This is a genomic window from Pseudomonas sp. MDT2-39-1 (assembly GCF_054898085.1).
This window is the reverse complement of the sequence record NZ_CM142716.1, coordinates 4417483-4438190: the sequence shown is the minus strand read 5'-3', so window position 1 is coordinate 4438190 and position 20708 is coordinate 4417483. Positions and strand designations below refer to the sequence as shown.

General features: G+C 60.3%; 19 protein-coding genes. 12 read left to right on the top strand and 7 right to left on the bottom strand.

Going from position 1 to position 20708, the window contains the following annotated elements:
* Positions 1–101 precede the first annotated feature (101 nt).
* The 7 genes from ACYZTM_RS20695 (at position 102) to ACYZTM_RS20665 (ending at position 7355) form a co-directional block, all read left to right on the top strand.
* On the top strand, positions 102–731 hold the full coding sequence (locus ACYZTM_RS20695) for a DUF1120 domain-containing protein (RefSeq protein ID WP_131062833.1): 630 nt from the start codon (positions 102–104) through the stop codon (positions 729–731).
* Between the two features lie 66 nt (positions 732–797).
* Entirely contained in the window at positions 798–1415 is a 618-nt protein-coding gene (locus ACYZTM_RS20690) for a DUF1120 domain-containing protein (protein WP_131062834.1), read from the top strand.
* Positions 1416–1466: 51 nt separating this feature from the next.
* Complete coding sequence (locus ACYZTM_RS20685; protein ID WP_131062835.1) at positions 1467–2183, top strand: fimbria/pilus chaperone family protein; 717 nt, start codon at positions 1467–1469, stop codon at positions 2181–2183.
* Between the two features lie 117 nt (positions 2184–2300).
* A complete protein-coding gene (locus ACYZTM_RS20680; protein WP_131062836.1) occupies positions 2301–4769 on the top strand; it encodes a fimbria/pilus outer membrane usher protein in 2469 nt (822 codons plus the stop codon).
* Between the two features lie 10 nt (positions 4770–4779).
* Positions 4780–5922 carry a DUF1120 domain-containing protein gene (locus ACYZTM_RS20675; protein WP_461984388.1) on the top strand — a complete coding sequence of 381 codons (1143 nt, stop codon included), beginning with the start codon at positions 4780–4782 and terminating at the stop codon, positions 5920–5922.
* Positions 5923–6002: 80 nt separating this feature from the next.
* Positions 6003–6626, top strand: a complete 624-nt coding sequence (locus ACYZTM_RS20670; RefSeq protein WP_461984387.1) for a DUF1120 domain-containing protein — start codon at positions 6003–6005, stop codon at positions 6624–6626.
* A gap of 78 nt (positions 6627–6704) precedes the next feature.
* Positions 6705–7355: a DUF1120 domain-containing protein gene (locus ACYZTM_RS20665; RefSeq protein ID WP_461984385.1), complete on the top strand. Its 651-nt coding sequence runs from the start codon at positions 6705–6707 to the stop codon at positions 7353–7355.
* Here ACYZTM_RS20665 and ACYZTM_RS20660 read toward each other — a convergent pair whose 3' ends face one another.
* The 6 genes from ACYZTM_RS20660 to ACYZTM_RS20635 form a co-directional block, all read right to left on the bottom strand.
* Positions 7356–8657, bottom strand: a complete 1302-nt coding sequence (locus ACYZTM_RS20660) for a CynX/NimT family MFS transporter (RefSeq protein WP_131062840.1) — start codon at positions 8655–8657, stop codon at positions 7356–7358.
* Positions 8647–9306, bottom strand: a complete 660-nt coding sequence (locus ACYZTM_RS20655) for a FadR/GntR family transcriptional regulator (protein WP_131062841.1) — start codon at positions 9304–9306, stop codon at positions 8647–8649. Before ACYZTM_RS20655 ends, ACYZTM_RS20660 begins: the two co-directional genes overlap by 11 nt.
* Before the next feature lie 289 nt (positions 9307–9595).
* Positions 9596–10360 (bottom strand): amino acid ABC transporter ATP-binding protein, encoded by a 765-nt coding sequence (locus tag ACYZTM_RS20650; protein ID WP_131062842.1) that lies wholly within the window; start codon positions 10358–10360, stop codon positions 9596–9598.
* Positions 10361–10370: 10 nt separating this feature from the next.
* Positions 10371–11468 (bottom strand): amino acid ABC transporter permease, encoded by a 1098-nt coding sequence (locus ACYZTM_RS20645; RefSeq protein ID WP_131062843.1) that lies wholly within the window; start codon positions 11466–11468, stop codon positions 10371–10373.
* Positions 11469–11478: 10 nt separating this feature from the next.
* Positions 11479–12660, bottom strand: a complete 1182-nt coding sequence (locus ACYZTM_RS20640) for an amino acid ABC transporter permease (protein ID WP_461984382.1) — start codon at positions 12658–12660, stop codon at positions 11479–11481.
* 65 nt (positions 12661–12725) lie between these two features.
* A complete protein-coding gene (locus ACYZTM_RS20635; protein WP_131062845.1) occupies positions 12726–13754 on the bottom strand; it encodes an amino acid ABC transporter substrate-binding protein in 1029 nt (342 codons plus the stop codon).
* Between the two features lie 467 nt (positions 13755–14221).
* Here ACYZTM_RS20635 and ACYZTM_RS20630 point away from each other — a divergent pair, with 467 nt between their 5' ends.
* From ACYZTM_RS20630 to ACYZTM_RS20610, 5 genes are all read left to right on the top strand, one after another.
* Positions 14222–14878, top strand: a complete 657-nt coding sequence (locus tag ACYZTM_RS20630; RefSeq protein ID WP_131062846.1) for an alpha/beta hydrolase — start codon at positions 14222–14224, stop codon at positions 14876–14878.
* A gap of 85 nt (positions 14879–14963) precedes the next feature.
* Positions 14964–16451 (top strand): ATP-dependent RNA helicase RhlB, encoded by a 1488-nt coding sequence (gene rhlB / locus ACYZTM_RS20625; RefSeq protein ID WP_461984379.1) that lies wholly within the window; start codon positions 14964–14966, stop codon positions 16449–16451.
* A 138-nt stretch (positions 16452–16589) separates the two neighbouring features.
* The gene (locus ACYZTM_RS20620; protein ID WP_461984377.1) at positions 16590–17537 is read left to right on the top strand and encodes an ornithine cyclodeaminase family protein; all 948 of its coding nucleotides are present in this window, start codon (positions 16590–16592) and stop codon (positions 17535–17537) included.
* 165 nt (positions 17538–17702) lie between these two features.
* Complete coding sequence (locus tag ACYZTM_RS20615; RefSeq protein ID WP_461984375.1) at positions 17703–18830, top strand: NAD(P)/FAD-dependent oxidoreductase; 1128 nt, start codon at positions 17703–17705, stop codon at positions 18828–18830.
* A 90-nt stretch (positions 18831–18920) separates the two neighbouring features.
* On the top strand, positions 18921–19562 hold the full coding sequence (locus ACYZTM_RS20610; protein ID WP_131062850.1) for a helix-turn-helix transcriptional regulator: 642 nt from the start codon (positions 18921–18923) through the stop codon (positions 19560–19562).
* A 107-nt stretch (positions 19563–19669) separates the two neighbouring features.
* Here the strand turns inward: ACYZTM_RS20610 and ACYZTM_RS20605 are convergent, their stop codons facing one another.
* Positions 19670–20446, bottom strand: a complete 777-nt coding sequence (locus tag ACYZTM_RS20605) for an ABC transporter substrate-binding protein (protein WP_461984373.1) — start codon at positions 20444–20446, stop codon at positions 19670–19672.
* Positions 20447–20708 lie beyond the last annotated feature (262 nt).

Sequence of the window (20708 nt, the reverse complement as noted above, 5' to 3'; positions counted from 1 at the left end):
TTTCGTATTAGTTGCATTCCGCCCGGCTACCTCGATCGATAGATTGCGCCCTGTCCGAACAGGGCAACTCTCCAACAATCTTTCATCAAGGAAGAGCCGACATGAACAAAAATGTATCCCTCCTGACGGTTGCTTTGCTGCTGACCGGCGCCTCATCGGCGTTCGCGGCTTCCAGTACTGACCTGACTGTAACGGGCATCATCACTCCGGCGGCCTGTACCCCTGTTCTGTCCAATAACGGAACCGTAGATTTTGGAAAAACATCGGCCAAGGATCTCAACCAGACCAGCGTCACCCATTTGGGCACGGAAAAATTACAAGTCAATGTGGGTTGCGACGCCGCGACTACCTTTGCGCTGACACTGCTGGACAACCGCTCCAGCTCCACGCACAACCCCTATCAATATGGCCTGGGCAAGACCAGTGCCAATGAAAATCTCGGAGGGTTCACTGTGACCTACTTCGACGCCATCACCGACAGCGGCCCAAAAAACGTCATCGTTTCATTCGATGAGGGCGAAACCTGGCGGAACAATCAGCACATACCGGTCGACCCTTTTAGCTGGGCCGCAGTGGGCGACACCTCCACTGGAAGCTGGTATCCGGTTGTGACCAGTAATCTGGCGATGAACGTGGAAGTAGATGCCTTCATCGCTCGTGCTGACAGCTTGACCCTGACAGACGAAGTCACACTCGACGGCTCCGCAACACTCCAGATCAAGTACCTGTAACCCTTCCTCATCAACGAGCAACGCCCGGCACACGGCGTTGCCCGCTCACTCAAAGGACGACCCATCATGGAAAGATGCTCCCTCGCTCTATTGACTCCCCTGTTGCTCGTCTGCGCCCCAGCAGCCTTTGCCGCCAGCAGCGCCGACCTGAGCGTCACCGGTTTGATCACCCCCAGCGCCTGCACAGCCAGCCTGTCCGGCGGCGGCATCGTCGACCACGGCAAAGTGACGGTGAAAGATCTGAGACCGGACCAGCCCACGGCCCTGGAAAACGGCACGCTGTATCTGGAGGTGAATTGCGATGCCGCCACGCTGTTTACCCTGACGACGATCGACAACCGCGAAGGCTCTTCCGCCTTCCACCCCAATAGTCACGGGCTGGGCGTCGTCAACGACGACCAGAACCTGGGCAGTGTTGCGTTCGGCCTGTTCGATACAGTGGCCGATGGGGCGGCGGTGAAAACCATCATTTCCCTCAACGACGGTGCCTGGCGAGTGTCTTCCTACCTGGGGCACGCGGGCCGGACCGCGTTCGCGGCGTTGAGCGACCTGAGTACACCGATCGCCATCAAGGATTTGCGCGCGCGGCTCACGGCGTTTACCACCATCGTTCGCGCGAACGACCTGACGCTGACCGACGAAATTCCCATCGACGGGCATGTCACCGTGCAACTGAACTATTGATAGGTCGGTGATCCCGGCTCCATTTTTTTTGAACATTCAACGAGACACGTCATGACGATGTTTTCCAAAGTCACCCATCATCTGTTCCATTCCGGCATCGGCGCACTCGCCCTGTTGCTGACCGCACACGCTCAGGCCGACGGCATGGTGCCGAACACTTCTGTGGTCATCGTCAACGAGGCCGACGGCGAAGCGTCCGTGTCGGTGACCAACACCGATGCCAACCTGGCGTTGATGCACGTCACCCTCGAAGACATCGCCGAGGACAGCGAATCGCTGGTGTTCGTAACGCCACCGCTGGCGCGCGTCGAAGCGGGCAAAACCCAACTGGTGCGGTTCATTCTGCAATCGGAAAAACCCCTGCTCACTCAACGTTTGAAGCGGGTGATCTTCGAAGGCATCCCCCAAGGCAAAGCCGCCGCCGAGGCGGGTCAGGCACGGGTCGGTGTGACGGTACGCCAGAACTTGCCGGTGATCCTGCACCCCAAAGGCCTGGCGCCCAATCGAACGCCTTGGACCGGTCTGCAATGGTCACTGAAGGATGGTCAACTGACCGTGCGTAACGACACGCCTTATGTGGTCCGTCTGGGCCAGGAAGTGCAATTGTTGCCCGCGGCAGGCAATGCGATGTTGCCGAAAACCTACGTGCTACCCGGTGAGCACATCAGCATCAAGGTGCCCGAAGGCGCCGCCACGCAGGTGCGCTTTCAACCGGCGACGGTCTACGGCTTCGCGGTGCCGCATTACGAGGCGCCCATCCAGTCCTGAACTTCCCTTACGGCGTCCTCAAGGAACGATGAGCACCCATGTTTCAAGGCGACGGCCGCTTGGCCGTTGCCACAGGCGTGCCTGTAACCGCACGCCGCAATAACCCAAGTGAACCCGATGACCACAGTATCGATTTACCGTGATGGCGAAGCCGTGCCCGCTATTGGGGCCGGCGCTCGCTCTCATCCATGGCGGCGGCGAATCACGATGGCGTTGCTGCTGAGCAACGCGCTGATGATGCTCGACGCCCACGGTGAGGCGTCGTTGCCGGCGTCGTTCGACAAGGACACGTTGCTGCAGCGTGGCATTGATCCGGCGCTGGCGACGTTGCTGATGCAGGCACCGCGGTTCACGGTCGGCCGGCACCCGGTCACGCTCAGCGTCAACGGCCAGCGCCAGGGCCGGGTCGACGTCACGTTCGATCGCGAAGGGGCGTTGTGCTTCGATCGTGCGCTGCTCGATGCGGCGAACCTGCAGGTGCCTGCTCGTCTGTTGGACGAGAGCCAGTGCCACGATTTCCTCGACACCGCGCCTCAGACCATCATCGAATCGGACCCCGCGAGCCTCGCCCTGTCGTTGATCGTGCCCACCGATGCGATACGCCCCACTACCCGGGATTTTTCCGGCTATCAAACCGGCGGCATTGCCGGTTTGCTCAACTACGACGTCACCGGTTTGCACAGTCGTTCAGGAGATAGTTCGAGTCGCTACGCCTCGGCCAACACCGAACTCGGGTTCAATGCCGGCGACTGGATCGTGCGCAGCCGTCAGGTACAGACCTGGCAGGACGATATTTCCCGCACCACGCACATTGCGGCCTATGCCCAGCGCACCTTCGCCAGTCAGGAAGCGGTGCTGCAGGCGGGACAGATCAACCTCTACAACCCGGTGCTTGCTGGTGCACAGATCACCGGCGTGCAAGTGCTGAACGAGCAAGCGCTGCAGGTCGAGGGGCAAAGCGCGGTCATTGAAGGGATCGCCAACAGTCAGGCCCAGGTCGAGGTCCGTCAGAACGGTTCGCTGATCCATTCCACGGTGGTGCCCGCCGGCCCGTTCGCACTCACCAACGTGCGACGGCTCAACACGCGCTCCGACGTTGAGGTCACGATCAAGGAGGTCGATGGCAGCGAGCGCAGTTTTACCGTGCCCGCTGCGATGCTGGGGGTCAGTTTGCCGGCGCCCGGTTATTCACTGGGCACCGGTCAGGTGCGAAGTGTCGGTGACGCGCAGGGTGGCGATCCCTGGGTCATCAGCGGCGGCTGGAGCGGTGCGCTCACCCCGCAAGTGTCGCTCAGCGCCGGCCTGACCGGCGCCGCCGACTATCGCGCGGCGGGCGCCAGCGTCGGTCTGTTGCCCTCGCTCGCCACCCAGGTGCAAGCCACGCTGACCGGCGCGGATGCCAGCGGCAGACAAGCCAGTCAGGGGCTTCAGGCTGACCTGAGCGTCTCGCATCGGTTGAGCGAACAGTGGGCACTCAATGCCGGCAGCTCCTACCGAACCCTGGGATACCGGGAACTGGAAGAGGCGGTGTTCGACACCACTTCCGACAACAGCAAGTCCCGTTACCGCGATCAACAAAGCGCAGCCCTGTCGTGGTCGCATCCATGGCTCGGCGCCTTCAGCAGCGGCTTCAGCCGATCCTGCTCGTTCGATGGCCAAAGCAGCAGCCGCGCCCTCGCCTCCTGGGGCACCAGCCTCGGTGGTGTGTCGGTCTCGGCGACCGCCGAATGGCAGGTCAGTGGCGCGAGCCGCAATGATGACAGCCTCTACGTGAACCTCAGCATTCCGTTGGGCGAGAACCGCCGGGCGCGCACCTGGGTGCGCAGTTCTGCCGGCGAATACCGCAGCGGCGTCGGCTTGAGTGAGCAGGTCAACGATCAACTGGGTTACAGGGTGGGTGTCGAACACGACACGCGCGATAAACAAGTGCAGTCCACGACCGGCGTTTCGCTGCTGCCGCGCTACACCCAGCTTGATCTCAACTACACCCGCGCCGACGCCGAACGCTCCAGCTATCAGGCCAGCGCCCGTGGCGGCGCCGTGCTCCACGGCGGTGGCGTGACGCTGTCGCCCTACCCGGTGAGCGACACCTTCGCGCTGCTGTCGGTGGGCGACATGGGTTCGATCAAAGTGTCGACGCCCAGCGGTCCGGTGTGGACCGACTGGCAAGGTCAGGCGGTGATCCCGCAAGTGACGGCTTACGGCCGCAGCCCGGTGGAAGTCGACACCAAAACCCTGCCGCGCAACGCCGACATTCACAACGGGCTGGCGGTGATTTCGGCCGGTCGCGGTGCCGTCGACAACGTTGAATTCGGCATCACGATGACCCGTCGAGCGTTGCTCCAGGCCACCACCGCCAACGGCGCGCCCCTGCCGCGCGGTGCCGCCGTGAACACCGAGGATGGCGAATTCGTGACCCTGGTGCAGGACGGCGGCCTGGTGTTTTTGCCCAACGTTCTCGACCGCCGCTCGCTGTGGATCACCGCACCGGGGCTGGAGCGCTGTGAGCTGAATTTCGAACTGCCTGCCAACGCGGACACCCACGCGTACTACGAAACCGCCCCCGCCAAGTGCCGAACCCTCTGAGGATGACTTCATGAACCTGTCACGCTATCTGCTGCTGACCCTCACGCCTCTGGTACTGAGCGGATTCACTCCACTGGCCAAGGCGTCGACTGACGACTGTCAGTTCAACCTGAGCCAGCCGGTGCTCGATTACGGGCTGATGAACCGGGCTATACGCCCCAATGCCGCACCGGAGCGCAACCTCGGTGAGCGCCCGCTCAGTCTGACCTTGAGCTGTTCGCAGCCCATCGACATGAGCCTGTTCTATCGGGCCATGGCCGCGACCGCCGAACGCTTTCACTTTGCCGAACGTGGCAGCTATCAGGTGCGTATTCGAGACGCCGTGGTTGACGGCCAATCGGTGGAGATCGGGTTGATTGCCGGGGCCGGTCAGCCGCCGGCAGAAATGGCCTCGAACCTGATCTGGCGACCGGAACACGGGGTTGTGCCGGTGCGGGCCGGCGTGCCTGTGCAGGGTCGTAGTTTCTCGGCGCAACTTGAGCTGACTGCCTGGGTTCAAGAGCAAGGGATGCAGGTGCGTGACGCGGTGACTTGGGAAGCTTACGGGGTGTTCGACGCCGTAGCCGCCGGACGTACCCGCGAGGCGACCTTGCGCGCCCGCTTGGCTCCGGCAGCCTGCGAGCCGGTGTTGTCCAACGGTGGCGTGATCGACTTCGGCACCCTGTCCAAAAAAGACCTGCACGCGGACAAGGAAACACGCCTGCCGCCCAAGTCGTTGACGCTGATGGTCGGCTGCGACGCACCGGCGTCTTTCGCCTTGATCATGCATGACAACCGCTCAGCCTCGGCGACGCTCAACAGCGAAAATCACTACGGCCTGGGCAAGGACAGCCGCGGCAACAAGATTGGCCAGTACTCAGTAAATGTGGACCCGGCCGACGCCAATGCCGATGGCTTCGCCCGCCTCTATCGAACCGACTCCGATAACGCCGGCACGGCCTGGAGCACTGGCAGCGCCAACCCGATCGCCATCGGCAAAACCCGTTACCTGGCGTTCACCGACAGCGCCGGCAGCAGCGTCGGCCCGGTGCTGATCCAGAACTTCAGCACCACCGTGACCGTCGACGCCGTCATCGCCCCCACCAACAGCCTCGACCTGAGCACCGCCATCGAGCTCGATGGCGCGGGGACGATCGAGATTATTTACCTGTAACACCCAACCCGATCCTGCTGGGTCCGGGCGCAATTGAGCGGCTCGGGGCAGTCAGGACACAACCTAGAAGTGAGCAAACAATGATTAAAAAGTACTTTGCAGCACTCTCCGCCACCGCACTGATTGGCGTTGCGCCTTATACATTGGCAGCTTCGAGCACTGATTTGACGGTGACTGGCGTTATCACGCCAGCGGCGTGCACGCCAACGCTTTCCGGTGGAGGGATCGTCGATCATGGCAAGCTTTCAGCCAAAGACCTGCATCAGGACAAAGGCACGTTCCTGCCTTACGAGACATTGCAGCTAGCCGTGAGCTGTGACGCAGCGACCGCGTTCAGGCTGTCGCCGACCGATAACAAATTGGGCATGGGTGATGGTACAAATTCATTCGGCCTAAACTCTATCAATGACAATCAGCGGGTCGGCAGTTTCGACGTACGAATCATTGCACCAATGGCGGATGGTGTTGCCGTACAGCCGTTGTGGTCCCCCAACAATGGAGGTTCCTGGAGCACAGTCCCCTTCATGAGCCATAAAAACCTCTCGGCGTTCGGTGCTGTAGGCGGCCCGAACACGCCGATTGCCGTGAAGGATCTACTGACAGACCTTAGGGTCGAGACCGCAATTGCTCGCGCCGACTCACTGGACCTGACCAGCGACGTCGTGCTCGACGGCTCGGTCACTATCACTATCGACTACCCGTAACACCGTAGCCGACCTTGCCCGAGGTCATGCTTCGGGCAAGGACTGATTCCGCTCACCAGACAAAGCGAAACCTGTCCCATGAGAAAGATTCCACACGCTCTGACGATGGCGATCATCGTCCTGACTTCGCCGCTCACGTTCGCCCTCTCGTCGACGGACCTGAAGGTCACAGGCCTCATCACGCCGAACGCTTGCACACCGAATCTGTCCAACAACGGCTTCGTCGACTACGGAAAAATTTCCCGGCAGGACCTCAGCGTCGACAAACGCACGCGACTGCGCGACCAGATGCTCGACCTCAATATTCAGTGCAATGCCCCTGTGCGTTTTGCCCTGCTGATGCGCGACAACCGCGACGGCTCGGCAATCGTCAACAGCGAGATCTACTACGGCCTGAACCACGACCACAGCAACAATAAAATCGGTTTGTATTCGCTCAACTTCGATCCGGCCAGCACCGTGGTGGACGACTTGACGCAGGTCTATCGAACCGACTCCACCACCGGCGGCAAAGCCTGGAGTTCGTCGAACCGCCAGGTCATTCCGATTGGCGCCAAAAGCTATCTCGGCTTTACCGACAGTGCAGGCAGCAGCGCCGGCCCGATTGCCATCCGTACTCTGACCAGCCGGGTGACGGTCGAAACGGTCATCGCGCCCACCTCCGAGCTGGACCTGAGCGCCGAGGTGCAACTCGACGGTTCGGCGACGCTGGATGTTGTTTACTTGTAGTCAGACCTTTTCGCTGACCACCTGCACGTACAGCGAACGCCCGGCGCCCAGGCCGGCGATGATTGCGCCGAGACCGATCACGCCGAAGATCCAGCCTAGCGCCGTCCAGCCGCCGGTCCAGTCGTGCACGATACCCACCGCGAACGGCCCCATCGACGCCAGGGTGTAACCGAAGCCTTGGGCCATGCTCGACAGGTTGGCCGCCACATGGGAATCGCGCGAGCGCAGCACGATCAGGGTCAGCGCCAGACTGAACGCACCGCCCTGCCCCAGGCCGAGCAGAATCGCCCAGCCCCACAGGCCTTCGATCGGTGCGTAAAGACAGCCGAACAAGCCTCCAAGGGTCAGCAACATGACCACGACGATCGCCAGCCGTTGATCCTTGCCGCGAGTCGCCAGCCAGGGCGCCGCCAGTGAACTGGCCAACTGCACGATCACCGAACCGGAGAGGACCAGACCGGCCTGGGTCGGGGTCAGGCCGCGACCGATCAGGATCGATGGCAACCATCCAAACACGATGTACGCCAGCGATGATTGCAGGCCCATGTACAACGTTACTTGCCAAGCCAGCGGATCACGCAACAGGCCGCGAACCCGATACGCAACGTTATGTGCGCCGTGTTTCTGGCCGACTTGCGGCAACCAGAAAATCGCCGCGACCAGCGCCGGCACCACCCAGAAACCGAGGCCCAAGGCCCAGCGCTTGTCGAAATGCTCGCTCAACGGCACCGTCGCACCCGCCGCCATCGCCGCGCCCAGGCATAAGGCCATGGTGTAGACGCCGGTCATGGTCCCGGCCTGTTTCGGGAAGTCGCGCTTGACGATACCCGGCAACAAAACGCCGATCACACCGATGCTCGCGCCGGCCAGCACACTGCCGGCAAACAGGCCGATCTCACCGAACGAACTGCGCAGGATGATCCCGCCGGCCAGCATCAGCAGAATGCCCAACACCACGCGCTCGGCGCCAAAACGTCGCGCCAGCAGGGGCGCCAGCGGAGCGAACAAGCCCAGGCACAGCACCGGCAACGTCGTCAGCAACCCGGCCTGGGCCGCCGACAAACCTAGGGTCTTCGAGACCTCGCTGAGCATCGGCGCCATGCTCGATAGCGCCGGGCGCAGGTTTAGCGCCACCAGAATCAGCCCCAGCAACAACAGCCACGGCCGACGCAGGATCGGGTGACTTTGCTGGACTTCTTCGTCATCGGCCTCGGCGTCGATCAGCAGCTCTTCGAGTTCTGCTGTGCGCTTGGGTTGAGTGGTGTTGTGGCTGGACATGGCATTCTCGGTTTCAAGGTTCATTGATCAACTGCCTCGACAGGGCTTTGGCCCGTTCCGGGTCGCGTTGCTCGACGGCATCAAGCAGTTCGATATGAAGGTCGAACACCTCTTGGCGTCGCGGGGTGATGTTCAGGGTCTGGCGCAAATGCGCGCCGACGATGCTGGAGAAATAGCGATACAGCTCGCTGAGTGTCGGGTTGTGCGCGGCATCCACCAGACGGCGGTGGAACACCATATCGCAGGCGATGTAGCTGTCGAGATCGCCGTGGTAGTGGCTGCCGCTGACGCCCAACGCTTCGCGCAATGCCACAAGGTCCTCGTCAGTTCTGCGCAGGGCAGCGAGGCCGATGGCCTCGACTTCAAGGATGTGTCGGGTCTCGCGGGCCTGTTCATGGGAGCAGCGCGACAAGGCTTTCATCGTGTCCAGCGGATCGATCACCGCCCGCAAGTAACTGCCGTCTCCCTGACGAATTTCGATCAGCCCGGAAAACGCCAATACGCGCATGGCTTCGCGCACGGTGTTGCGGCTGATGCCCAACTCGGCGGACAGCTCTGGCTCGGTGGGTAAGCGTTGGCCGACCTGCCATGCGCCGTTGTTGATGCGCTGGCGCAGTTGATCCAGCGCCTGATCGACCAAGGAACGTTTAACGAGTGGAGAAATGTCTGACATAGGATTCGCCCTTTCATCCAATCATAGGATGAATTTTCTGACATGTTAGTCAGCTTCCTCCGACAGGGCAACCTCTCATAGCGATACGAGCAACCATCCCTGTAGGAGCGGGCTTGCTCGCGAAGAGGGAGTGGTCAGCCAACACATAGGTGTCTGATACATCGCTTTCGTCGGAGCGCCGCCCGGAGCAAGCCCGCTCCCACAGGAATCTTGGCAACACGCGCAATGAAATCGCAGGCAAAAATAAACCCGGAACACTGTCCGGGTTTATTTCACTGCCAAGCGTCAATCAATGCAGGATCTGGCTCAGGAACAGCTTCGTCCGCTCATTCTGCGGGTTATCGAAGAAGTCGTTCGGCGCAGCCTGCTCGACGATTTCACCCTTGTCCATGAAGATCACGCGATTGGCCACGGTGCGGGCGAAGCCCATTTCGTGAGTCACGCAGAGCATGGTCATGCCGTCTTCGGCCAAGCCGATCATGGTGTCCAGAACCTCTTTCACCATCTCAGGATCGAGAGCCGAAGTCGGTTCATCGAACAGCATGATTTTCGGTTTCATGCACAAGGCACGGGCAATCGCTACACGCTGTTGCTGACCGCCGGACAGTTGCCCCGGGAATTTATGCGCCTGCTCCGGAATGCGGACGCGCTCCAGATAATGCATGGCGATTTCTTCGGCCTGGCGCTTGGGCATCTTGCGCACCCACATCGGCGCCAGCGTGCAGTTTTGCAGGATGGTCAGGTGCGGGAACAGGTTGAAGTGCTGGAACACCATGCCGACTTCACGGCGGACCGATTCGATCTGCTTGAGGTCGTTGGTCAGTTCCACGCCATCGACCACGATGCGACCTTGCTGGTGTTCTTCCAGACGGTTGAGGCAACGAATGGTCGTCGACTTGCCGGAACCCGACGGGCCGCACAGCACGATACGCTCGCCCTGCTTGACGTTCAGGTTGATGTCTTTCAGCACGTGGAACTGGCCATACCACTTGTTCACGCCCTGCATCTGAATAATGCCTTCAGGGCTCACAGACTTTTTGATTGCTTCGCTCATTACAGAACTCCTAACGCTTGTGGCCAGTGTCGAGCTTGCGTTCCAGATGCATGGAATAGCGCGACATACCAAAACAGAAAATCCAGAACACCAGGGCCGCGAACACATAGCCTTCAGTGGCCATGCCCAACCATTTCGGGTCGGCGGCGGCTTGTTTGACGCTGTTGAGCAGGTCGAACAGGCCGATGATGATCACCAGGCTCGTGTCCTTGAACAGCGCAATGAAGGTGTTGACGATGCCAGGGATTACCATCTTCAGGGCTTGCGGCAGAATCACCAGGCCCATGCTGCGCCAGTAACCGAGGCCCATCGCTGCAGCCGCTTCGTACTGACCTTTGGGAATCGCTTGCAGACCGCCACGCACCACTTCGGCCACGTAAGCCGACTGGAACAGGATCACGCCGATCAGCGCCCGCAGCAGTTTGTCGAAGTTCATGCCCTCTGGCAGGAACAACGGCAGCATCACCGAGGACATGAACAGCACCGTGATCAACGGCACGCCGCGCCAGAATTCGATGAAGGTCACGCAGACCACCCGAATCGCCGGCATGTTCGAACGACGGCCCAGCGCCAAAACGATACCCAGCGGCAGAGCGCCGGCAATACCGACGGTGGCGATCACCAGGGTTAGCATCAGGCCGCCCCATTGGCTGGTCGCCACCTGGGTCAAGCCGAAAACGCCGCCATGCAACAGGCACCAGGCAATGATCGGGTACAGCACCAGGAAGCTCAGCCCGTACACCGCTTTACGCGGGAAGCGCGAGATGAACAGCGGTGCCACGCCAATGACCGCCAGCCACACGGTCAGGTCCACGCGCCAGCGCAGATCCACCGGGTAGTAGCCGTACATGAACTGGCCGAAGCGCTGCTGGATGAACACCCAGCAGGCGCCCTCCTTAGTGCAGTCGGCCTGGCTGGTGCCGACCCAGTTGGCATCGAGGATCGCCCAACTCAGGATCGGCGGCACCACCAGGTAGATCAGATAGAACGCGAACAGGGTCAGCAGGGTGTTGAGCCAGCTGGAGAACATGTTGGCGCGCATCCACGCCACGACACCGATGCTGCGGCTCGGGGGTGGCATGTCAGGTTTGAAAGTATGAGTACTCATGCGCTTTTCCTTACCGCTCGATCAGCGCAATGCGCTTGTTGTACCAGTTCATCAGCAGGGAAATGCTGATACTGATCGCCAGGTACACGCTCATGGTGATGGCAATCACCTCGATCGCCTGCCCGGTCTGGTTCAGCACCGTACCGGCAAACAACGAGACCATTTCCGGATAACCGATACCGGCTGCCAGCGAGGAGTTCTTCGCCAGGTTCAGGTATTGGCTGGTCAGCGGTGGAATGATCACGCGCAGGGCTTGCGGGATGATCACCTTGCGCAGCGTCGGACCGTTGCGCAAACCCAACGAGTGCGCCGCTTCGGTCTGGCCGTGGCTGACCGACTTGATGCCCGAACGCACGATCTCGGCGATAAACGCCGCGGTGTACACGGTCAGGGCCAGGGTCAGCGCCAGCAGTTCCGGGATCAGCACCCAGCCACCGACAAAGTTGAAGCCCTTGAGCTCCGGCATTTCCCAATGCACGGGGGCGCCGAAGATCAGCGCACACAGCGCCGGGATCACCAGCAACAGCGCCAGGCCGGTCCAGAACTTGCGGAACGGAACGCCGGTGGCTTCGAAGCGTTTGTTGGCCCAGCGGCACATCAGCACGATGGCGACGATGGCCACGACGACGCCGACCACAAACGGCCAGAAACCGTCCGCCGCCAACGCTGCGGGCATATTCAGGCCGCGGCTGCTGACGAAGAAGGTGTCGCCGAAGTTATGGCTGTTGCGTGGCCCTGGCATGGTCAGGAACACCGCGAAGTACCAGAACAGGATTTGCAGCAGCGGCGGAATATTGCGGAAGACTTCCACATAAACAGTCGCCAGCTTGGCAATGATCCAGTTCTTCGACAGCCGTGACACACCGACGATGAACCCGAGGATCGTCGCCAGGATCACGCCGATGAAGGTCACCAGCAGTGTGTTGAGCAAGCCGATGACAAACACCCGGGCATAACTGTCCGATTCGGTGTAGTCGATCAGGTGTTGAGCGATGCCGAAACCGGCACTGCGCTCCAGAAAGCTGAAGCCGGAGGTAATGCCCCGGTGCTCAAGGTTGGTCTGCGTGTTATCGAACAGATACCAGCCCATCGAGACCACCGCCACAATGGTGATGATCTGAAATAGCCACGCACGCACTTTCGGATCGCTGAGGCTGAGCCTCTGCTTTGGTGCGCCGATTGAATTTTGCATGAAGTGCCCCGCAAATAATGGAACAGAACATCACCCGGCGGTTGGCCAGCCGGGTGATAGATCCATCAGCGCACTGGTGGTGCGTATTGAATGCCGCCGTTGTTCCACAGAGCGTTCAGCCCGCGGTCAATGGCCAGTGGAGTGCCCTTGCCGAGGTTTTTCTCGAACACTTCACCGTAGTTACCCACTTGTTTGACGATCTGAACGACCCAGTCCTTCTTCACTTTCAGGTCTTTGCCGTATTCACCGTCAGCGCCCAGCAGACGAGCAACGTCCGGGTTCTTGGTGGCTTTGGCTTCAGCTTCAACGTTTGTCTGGGTGATGCCCATTTCTTCAGCGTTGAGCATCGCGAACAGGGTCCACTTGACGATGCTGAACCACTCTTCGTCGCCTTTACGCACGACCGGGCCCAGAGGCTCCTTGGAGATGGTTTCCGGCAGAACGACGTAGTCGGTCGGGGTCGCCAGCTTGCTGCGTTGTGCGTAGAGCTGGGATTTGTCGGAGGTCAGCACGTCGCAACGACCGGATTCCAGCGACTTGGCGCTTTCATCGGAGGTGTCGAAAGTGATCGGGGTGTATTTCAGACCGTTACCGCGGAAGTAGTCGGAAACGTTCAGCTCAGTGGTGGTACCGGCTTGAATGCAGATGGTCGCGCCGTCGAGCTCTTTAGCGCTTTTCACACCCAGCTTGTTGTTCACCAGGAAGCCGATGCCGTCGTAGTAAGTCACGCCGGCAAACACCAGGCCCATGCCCGAATCGCGGGAGCTGGTCCAGGTAGTGTTACGCGACAGCACGTCGATTTCACCGGACTGCAGCGCGGTGAAGCGCTCTTTGGCGTTCAGCTGGCTGAATTTGACCTTGGTCGCGTCGCCGAATACGGCAGCGGCCACAGCGCGGCAGACGTCAGCATCGATACCGATGATCTTGCCAGTGGAGTCCGGAACCGAGAAGCCCGGCAGACCGTCACTTACACCGCACTGTACGAAACCTTTCTTCTGCACTGCATCCAGGGTTGCACCCGCCTGAGCGAACCCGCTGACACCTAGTACTGCGGCTGTAGTCACGATGGCCAGGGTGGATTTCAACATCTTCATTCAAACCTCCAGTTTTGCTTTTGTTGTGTCGGAGCTTGAGTCCTGTCGCACCCTTATGAGGCGTAGTCGACCCGTGTTGGCTTTTTTTGGGGTCAACCGACGTAGGACCTGCGCTATGAGTCTAGTAGGAGAAAATCCAAATCATGGACCACTCACTTCTCACCAATCGGCCGAACGGGCTGTAGCCCTTTCACGTTCGCGAAGCCCGTAGCGGCCACTGGCGAACATCCATCACCGGATTCTTTGCTATCCCACCAACCACAATGGCCTGATAGTGTTACCGACAGGCGTGGGATTTCAGTACAGGCTTTCCTATAGCAAAGCCCGTACCAGACCGCTCGCCGAAGCCGTTCGGCGACAGGTCAATAGCAAAACTTGTAGCCTTGCGACATCTTCTTAACGGATCAACCAGACCCGCACTCACCTCTCGCACTCAATGAGAGCGCACGCACAAAATTGGAGCAGCCATGACCGAGCCCTTGATTCTTCAACCCGTCAAGCCCGCAGACGCCTGCGTTATATGGCTGCACGGCCTGGGCGCTGACCGCTACGACTTCCTGCCCGTGGCCGAAGCCTTGCAGGAAAGCCTGCTGACCACCCGCTTCGTTCTTCCCCAGGCACCGACCCGCGCCGTCACCATCAACGGCGGTTACAAGATGCCGAGCTGGTACGACATATTGGCCATGAGCCCCGCGCGCGCAATCAGTCGCGAGCAGCTGGAGGCGTCGGCGCAACGAGTGTTTGATTTGATCGAAGAACAGCGATCCAGCGGAATAGACGCCTCGCGGATTTTTCTCGCAGGTTTTTCCCAAGGTGGCGCCGTCGTGTTGCACACCGCATTTCTGAAATGGCAGGGACCGCTGGGTGGCGTACTTGCCCTCTCCACGTATGCGCCGACCTTCAGTGATGAACTCGAGCTTTCCGCCAGCCAGCAGCGCATTCCCGTGCTGTCTTTACACGGCCAGTACGATGATGTCGTTCAAAACTCCATGGGCCGCACCGCCTATGAGTTTTTAAAGCAGCGTGGTGTCACCGTGACATGGCAGGAATACCCAATGGGCCACGAAGTGTTACCCGAAGAAATTCGCGACATCGGCGTCTGGCTGGCAGAGCGTTTACGCTAAAAGCTACCCATTGATCCATCCCCCTACGCCGCGCCCGATTCTTGCATTACACTGGCCGGCGTATATTCCTTAACCAATCGATGAGATGACCGTGCTCAAAGCACTCAAAAAAATGTTCGGTAAAAGCGAGACTGAGCAGCTCGCGCCAGTTCCCAGCGCTCCGTCTCACATCCCCAGCCACCGCACCGACGGTAATCAGCCTGGCCGGACCGCAACCGTAGCGGCACCAAAGCACGAACCGATGGCCACACCGGCCGCCCAACCTGTCGAGACTTTTGCCGCCGAGCCACCGAGCAGCGAAACGCCGAAACCTGCAAAACCGCGTCGCGAACCGAAACCGAAAGCGCCGGTCATTCCCTGGAAACTCGAAGACTTTGCCGTCGAACCTCAGGAAGGCAAAACCCGTTTCCACGATTTCAAACTCGCCCCGGAACTGATGCACGCCATCCAGGACCTGGGCTTCCCGTATTGCACGCCGATCCAGGCGCAAGTGCTGGGCTTCACCCTCGCGGGCAAAGACGCCATCGGTCGCGCCCAGACCGGCACCGGCAAAACCGCTGCGTTCCTGATCTCGATCATTACGCAACTGCTGGAAACCCCGCCACCCAAGGAACGCTACATGGGTGAACCGCGGGCACTGATCATCGCGCCGACCCGCGAACTGGTGGTGCAGATCGCCAAGGATGCCGCCGACCTGACCAAGTACACCGGCCTCAATGTCATGACGTTTGTCGGCGGCATGGACTTCGACAAGCAGCTCAAGCACCTCGAAGCCCGTCACTGCGACATTCTCGTGGCCACTCCGGGCCGCCTGCTCGACTTCAACCAGCGCGGCGACGTGCACCTGGACATGGTCGAAGTCATGGTCCTGGACGAAGCCGACCGGATGCTCGACATGGGTTTCATCCCACAAGTGCGTCAGATCATTCGCCAGACTCCGCCGAAGGACGAGCGTCAGACGCTGCTGTTCTCCGCGACCTTCACCGAAGACGTGATGAACCTGGCCAAGCAATGGACCACCGACCCGTCGATCGTCGAGATCGAGTCGCAGAACGTGGCCAGCGAAAACGTCGAGCAACACATTTACGCCGTGGCCGGTGCCGACAAATACAAACTGCTCTACAACCTGGTCAACGACAACGGTTGGGAACGGGTGATGGTCTTCGCCAACCGCAAGGATGAAGTGCGACGCATCGAAGAGCGCCTGGTGCGCGACGGCGTCAACGCTGCGCAGCTGTCCGGCGATGTCCCGCAGCACAAGCGCATCAAGACCCTGGAAGGTTTCCGTGAAGGCAAGATCCGCGTGCTGGTCGCCACTGATGTGGCTGGTCGCGGCATCCACATCGACGGCATCAGCCATGTGATCAACTTCACCTTGCCGGAAGTCCCGGACGATTACGTGCACCGCATCGGTCGTACCGGTCGTGCCGGCGCGGATGGCGTGTCCATCAGCTTCGCGGGTGAAGATGACTCCTACCAGCTACCGTCTATCGAGGCGTTGCTGGGTCGGAAAATCAGCTGTGAAACACCGCCGACGCATCTACTGCGGGCGGTCGAGCGTAAGCGCCCGTAACCGGCCTTACTGAAAAAGGCGCAGCCGGAAACGGACTGCGCTTTTTTTTCGTCCGGCTTTTCTCAACAGGAGCTTGCCCAAGACAACTATAAGTCCATAATGGACAAATTAGTTTACTTTCAATGCCCGGAGCCGACCATGTCCAGTACCCCTCACGTGATCACCCAACCCCAGGCGCGCGAGCTGTTGGCGCAAGTCGATGTGCCGCAGATCCTGCGCAAGCTGTTCATCGACCTGGCGGCCGGGCAAGCGGTGCAACCGGCGCAACAGTTGGTGGAATTCCCTCAGGGCGCTGGCGACTTCATCAACTACCTGGGCGTGCTGGCTGAAGATGGCGTCTACGGGGTCAAGACTTCGCCCTACATTGTGCGCGAGCAAGGCCCATTGGTGACCGCCTGGACGTTGTTGATGTCGATGCAGACCGGCCAACCGTTGCTGCTGTGCGATGCCGGTGAACTGACCACCGCACGCACGGCCGCGACCACCGCCGTCGCCGTCGATGCCCTCGCCCCGCTGAAGGCGCAGCGCCTGGCGATTATCGGCAGCGGCAAGGTCGCTCAGGCACACCTGCATTACGTTAAAGGTCTGCGTGACTGGCAGAGCATCAGCCTCTACTCGCCGAGCCTGAGCGATAAAAATCCTGAAACGCTGGCACAGCTCAAAAGCCTCGATCCACGCCTGACCATCACCGACAGTCGCGAAGCGGCGATTCAGGACGCCGACGTGATCATGCTCTGCACTTCGTCCGCGGGCCCGGTGATCGATCCATCCAGCTTGAGCAAACCGGCGCTGATCACCTCCATCAGCACCAACGCCCCGCGCGCCCATGAAGTACCGCCGCAGAGCCTCAATGACATGCAGGTGTTCTGCGACTATCGTCTGACCACTCCGGGCTCGGCGGGCGAAATGCTGATTGCCGGTGAGCAACATGGCTGGGACAAGAACGCGATCGTTGGCGACCTGCCCGACTTGCTCAGCGGCAAGGTGCAGCGTCCTGACTACAACCGTCACGTGTTCTTCCGCTCCATCGGCCTGGGCCTGGAAGACATCGCACTGGCCAATGCCATCTACCGCCTACAGCACTAACACCACAAACCCTTGTAGGAGCGAGGCTTGCCCGCGAAGGCGGTGTGTCAGTAAACATAAATCTAGACTGGTACACCGCCTTCGCGGGCAAGTCGGATCGCCGCCCGCTCGCTCCTACAGGGGTCATCTACACATTCGGCATTTGCGCCCCATCAGGAGACGTTCATGAGCCAGGCAGATTTCATCATCATCGGCGGCGGGATTGCCGGCGCTTCCACCGGTTTCTGGCTGTCGCAGCACGCCCGGGTGATCGTGCTCGAACGCGAATCCCATCCGGCCTATCACTCCACCGGACGCTCCGCCGCCCTGTACACCGCGGCCTATGGCACACCGCAGGTTCGCGCGCTGACCCAGGCCAGCCGCGACTTCTTCGACGCGCCGCCCACCGGATTCTGCGAACACCCGCTGCTGACCCCGCGCGGCGAAATGACCGTGGACTTCACCGGCGACCCGGCCGAGCTGAACAATCAATACCTGAGCGCCAAGGCCACGGTGTCGGAGATGCAACTGCTCAGTGCCGACGAAGCCTGTGCACGCCTGCCAATCCTGCGCCGGGAAAAAGTCCACGGCGCGATCTACGACCCGACTGCCAGCGACATCGACACCGATGCCCTGCACCAGGGTTACCTGCGCGGCATCCGTCGCAATGAAAGCGAAGTCCATACCGACAGCGAAGTGTTGAGCCTGACCCGTACTGCCGAAGGCCTGTGGCAGGTTCAAACCAAAGGTCAGACCTTCAGCGCGCCGACCATCATCAACGCTGCGGGCGCCTGGGCCGACAAGATCGGCGAACTGGCCGGCGCCAAACCGCTGGGCCTGCAACCGAAACGTCGCGCGGCGTTCATTTTCGCCGGCCCCGAGGGCGTGGACATCCACCATTGGCCGATGCTGGTCAGCCTCGACGAATCTTTCTACATGAAACCCGACGCGGGGATGTTCCTCGGCTCGCCGGCCAACGCCGACCCGGTCGAGCCCCACGACGTGCAGCCCGAAGAGCTGGACATTGCGATGGGCATCTACCAGATCGAAGAAGCCACCACGCTGACCATCCGCCGCCCGACCCGCACCTGGGCCGGCCTGCGCAGCTTCGTGGCTGACGGCGATCTGATCTGCGGCTTCGATCAACACGTGCCCGGGCTGTTCTGGGTCGCGGCACAAGGCGGCTACGGCATCCAGACATCACCCGCCATGGGCCTGGCCGGCGCAGCGCTGGTGCGCGGTGAAGCCTTGCCCGAACAGCTCAGCCGTTTCGGCCTGGACGCCGAAATGCTCTCCCCCGCTCGCCTGAGCTGATTTTCGTCCTGAGGTGACGTGTCGACACGATTGCGGCAAACTTCCAGCGCCCTTTTTGCAGGGCGCTGACGCTGCTTGGAGCTCCACTGTATGAACGCACCTGAAAAAGACCCGGCTGTGGATAACGCCTCTCTGGACAACTACCGCGCGATCGCCGATGCGATCGCAACGCTGTTCTTCCCCCATGCCGAAGTGGTGCTGCACGACCTGCGCACGCAAAAAGTCGATTACATCGCCAACAACCTGTCCAAGCGGGAAATAGGTGACGACTCGGCGCTGGAGGACATGCTCAGCGACGACGTCAGCGAACGAAACATCGGGCCGTACGAAAAGCTCAATTGGGATGGCCAGAAGATTCGCAGTCTGAGCAGTGTCTTGCGCGACAGCGACGGCCATCCGCTGGCGGTGCTGTGCATCAACCTGAACATTTCGCTGTTCGAAAATGCCAAGGCTGCGCTGGATCTGTTCCTCTCACCAAGCAAGCTGATTCCGCAGCCGGACTCACTGTTTCGCGATGACTGGCAGGAGCGAATCAATACCTTTCTGCACGCTTGGCTGCGCGAACGTCAGCTGAGCCTGAACCTGCTGACGCGCGATCACAAACGCGAACTGGTGCTGGCGCTGCACGCCGAAGGGGCTTTCAAAGGCAAAAGCGCTTCGAACTATGTGGCCAATGTGCTGAACATGGGGCGGGCGACTGTTTACAAGCATTTGAAGGAATTGAAGGGCTGAACCCTGGTAGATGTGTTGTTTGATCGGGCCTCTTCGCGGGCAAGCCTCGCTCCTACAGGGGAACGCGTTTCTCTGTAGGAGCGAGGCTTGCCCGCGAAGGCGATTTATCAGTCGCCGTAGATGTCGGATTTGAAATACTTATCCGAAATCTTCTGATACTCGCCACTCGCGCGAATACCATCGATGGCCGTGTTCAGTTCAGCGACCAACTCACTGTTACCCTTGCGCACCGCAATCCCGGCGCCCTCGCCCACGTACTTCGGATCCTTGAGCTCCGGCCCGGTAAAGCCATAGCCCTTGCCACGCGGCATTGCCAGGAAGTCACTCAGCGGAATGGTGTCGGCAAAAATGGCATCGAGGCGACCGGCTGCCAGGTCCATGTAGATTTCTTCGTTGTTGCCGTAACGCTTGACGTTGATGCCCTTCGGTTCAAAAACCTCGGTGGCGTAACGGTCGGTGGTGGTTGCACGCTGCACACCGACAGTCTTGCCCTTGAGGCTGGCGTACTGGTCATCAACTGCCGCACCTTCCTTCATCACCAGACGCGATGAGGTGAAGTAGTACTTGTGGGTGAAGTCCACCGACTTCTTGCGGTCTTCGTTGATGGTCATGGACGACAGCGCCATGTCGATTTTCTTCACTTTCAGGGAAGGAATCAGACCGTCGAATTCGCCTTCGACCCACACACACTTGACCTTCATCTGCGCGCACAAGGCGTTGCCGATGTCGTAGTCGAAACCGACGATCTCGCCTTTTTCGGTCTTGGACGCGAAGGGCGGGTAAGCGGCTTCGATACCGATACGCAGGGTTTTGTCGGCGGCGAACAGCGTACTGCACGCCAACAAGCTCAGCGCCAGACCGGTGAGGAGGGGGAATTTCTTCATGTTCATTTTCTCGCGGGTTGTTGTTGGTTTGGCAAGACAGAAGAAAGAGCTGAAACGGGGAAAAGCCTTTTTTGTACTTGTAATTCCATACTGGACTTTTATGTATAAGTCGTCAATCGGGGCGATGGCCAACGGTCGGGTGGTGTGTCAGGAAGATATTGGAGGATGCAATGGCCTCTTCGCGGGCAAGCCTCGCTCCTACGGGTTTTGTGTCGCATGCACGTTTTGTGAACAACACAAAATCTGTAGGAGCGAGGCTTGC

Coding starts and splice junctions, on each gene's coding strand:
- ACYZTM_RS20660 (WP_131062840.1), bottom strand. CDS start 8,657: ATGAACCTTGAAACCGAGAATGCCATGTCCAGCCACAACACCACTCAA.
- ACYZTM_RS20655 (WP_131062841.1), bottom strand. CDS start 9,306: ATGTCAGACATTTCTCCACTCGTTAAACGTTCCTTGGTCGATCAGGCG.
- ACYZTM_RS20605 (WP_461984373.1), bottom strand. CDS start 20,446: ATGAAGAAATTCCCCCTCCTCACCGGTCTGGCGCTGAGCTTGTTGGCG.
- ACYZTM_RS20675 (WP_461984388.1), top strand. CDS start 4,780: ATGAACCTGTCACGCTATCTGCTGCTGACCCTCACGCCTCTGGTACTG.
- ACYZTM_RS20610 (WP_131062850.1), top strand. CDS start 18,921: ATGAACGCACCTGAAAAAGACCCGGCTGTGGATAACGCCTCTCTGGAC.
- ACYZTM_RS20615 (WP_461984375.1), top strand. CDS start 17,703: ATGAGCCAGGCAGATTTCATCATCATCGGCGGCGGGATTGCCGGCGCT.
- rhlB (WP_461984379.1), top strand. CDS start 14,964: ATGACCGTGCTCAAAGCACTCAAAAAAATGTTCGGTAAAAGCGAGACT.
- ACYZTM_RS20685 (WP_131062835.1), top strand. CDS start 1,467: ATGACGATGTTTTCCAAAGTCACCCATCATCTGTTCCATTCCGGCATC.
- ACYZTM_RS20640 (WP_461984382.1), bottom strand. CDS start 12,660: ATGCAAAATTCAATCGGCGCACCAAAGCAGAGGCTCAGCCTCAGCGAT.
- ACYZTM_RS20670 (WP_461984387.1), top strand. CDS start 6,003: ATGATTAAAAAGTACTTTGCAGCACTCTCCGCCACCGCACTGATTGGC.
- ACYZTM_RS20690 (WP_131062834.1), top strand. CDS start 798: ATGGAAAGATGCTCCCTCGCTCTATTGACTCCCCTGTTGCTCGTCTGC.
- ACYZTM_RS20620 (WP_461984377.1), top strand. CDS start 16,590: ATGTCCAGTACCCCTCACGTGATCACCCAACCCCAGGCGCGCGAGCTG.
- ACYZTM_RS20635 (WP_131062845.1), bottom strand. CDS start 13,754: ATGAAGATGTTGAAATCCACCCTGGCCATCGTGACTACAGCCGCAGTA.
- ACYZTM_RS20695 (WP_131062833.1), top strand. CDS start 102: ATGAACAAAAATGTATCCCTCCTGACGGTTGCTTTGCTGCTGACCGGC.
- ACYZTM_RS20650 (WP_131062842.1), bottom strand. CDS start 10,360: ATGAGCGAAGCAATCAAAAAGTCTGTGAGCCCTGAAGGCATTATTCAG.
- ACYZTM_RS20680 (WP_131062836.1), top strand. CDS start 2,301: ATGACCACAGTATCGATTTACCGTGATGGCGAAGCCGTGCCCGCTATT.
- ACYZTM_RS20665 (WP_461984385.1), top strand. CDS start 6,705: ATGAGAAAGATTCCACACGCTCTGACGATGGCGATCATCGTCCTGACT.
- ACYZTM_RS20630 (WP_131062846.1), top strand. CDS start 14,222: ATGACCGAGCCCTTGATTCTTCAACCCGTCAAGCCCGCAGACGCCTGC.
- ACYZTM_RS20645 (WP_131062843.1), bottom strand. CDS start 11,468: ATGAGTACTCATACTTTCAAACCTGACATGCCACCCCCGAGCCGCAGC.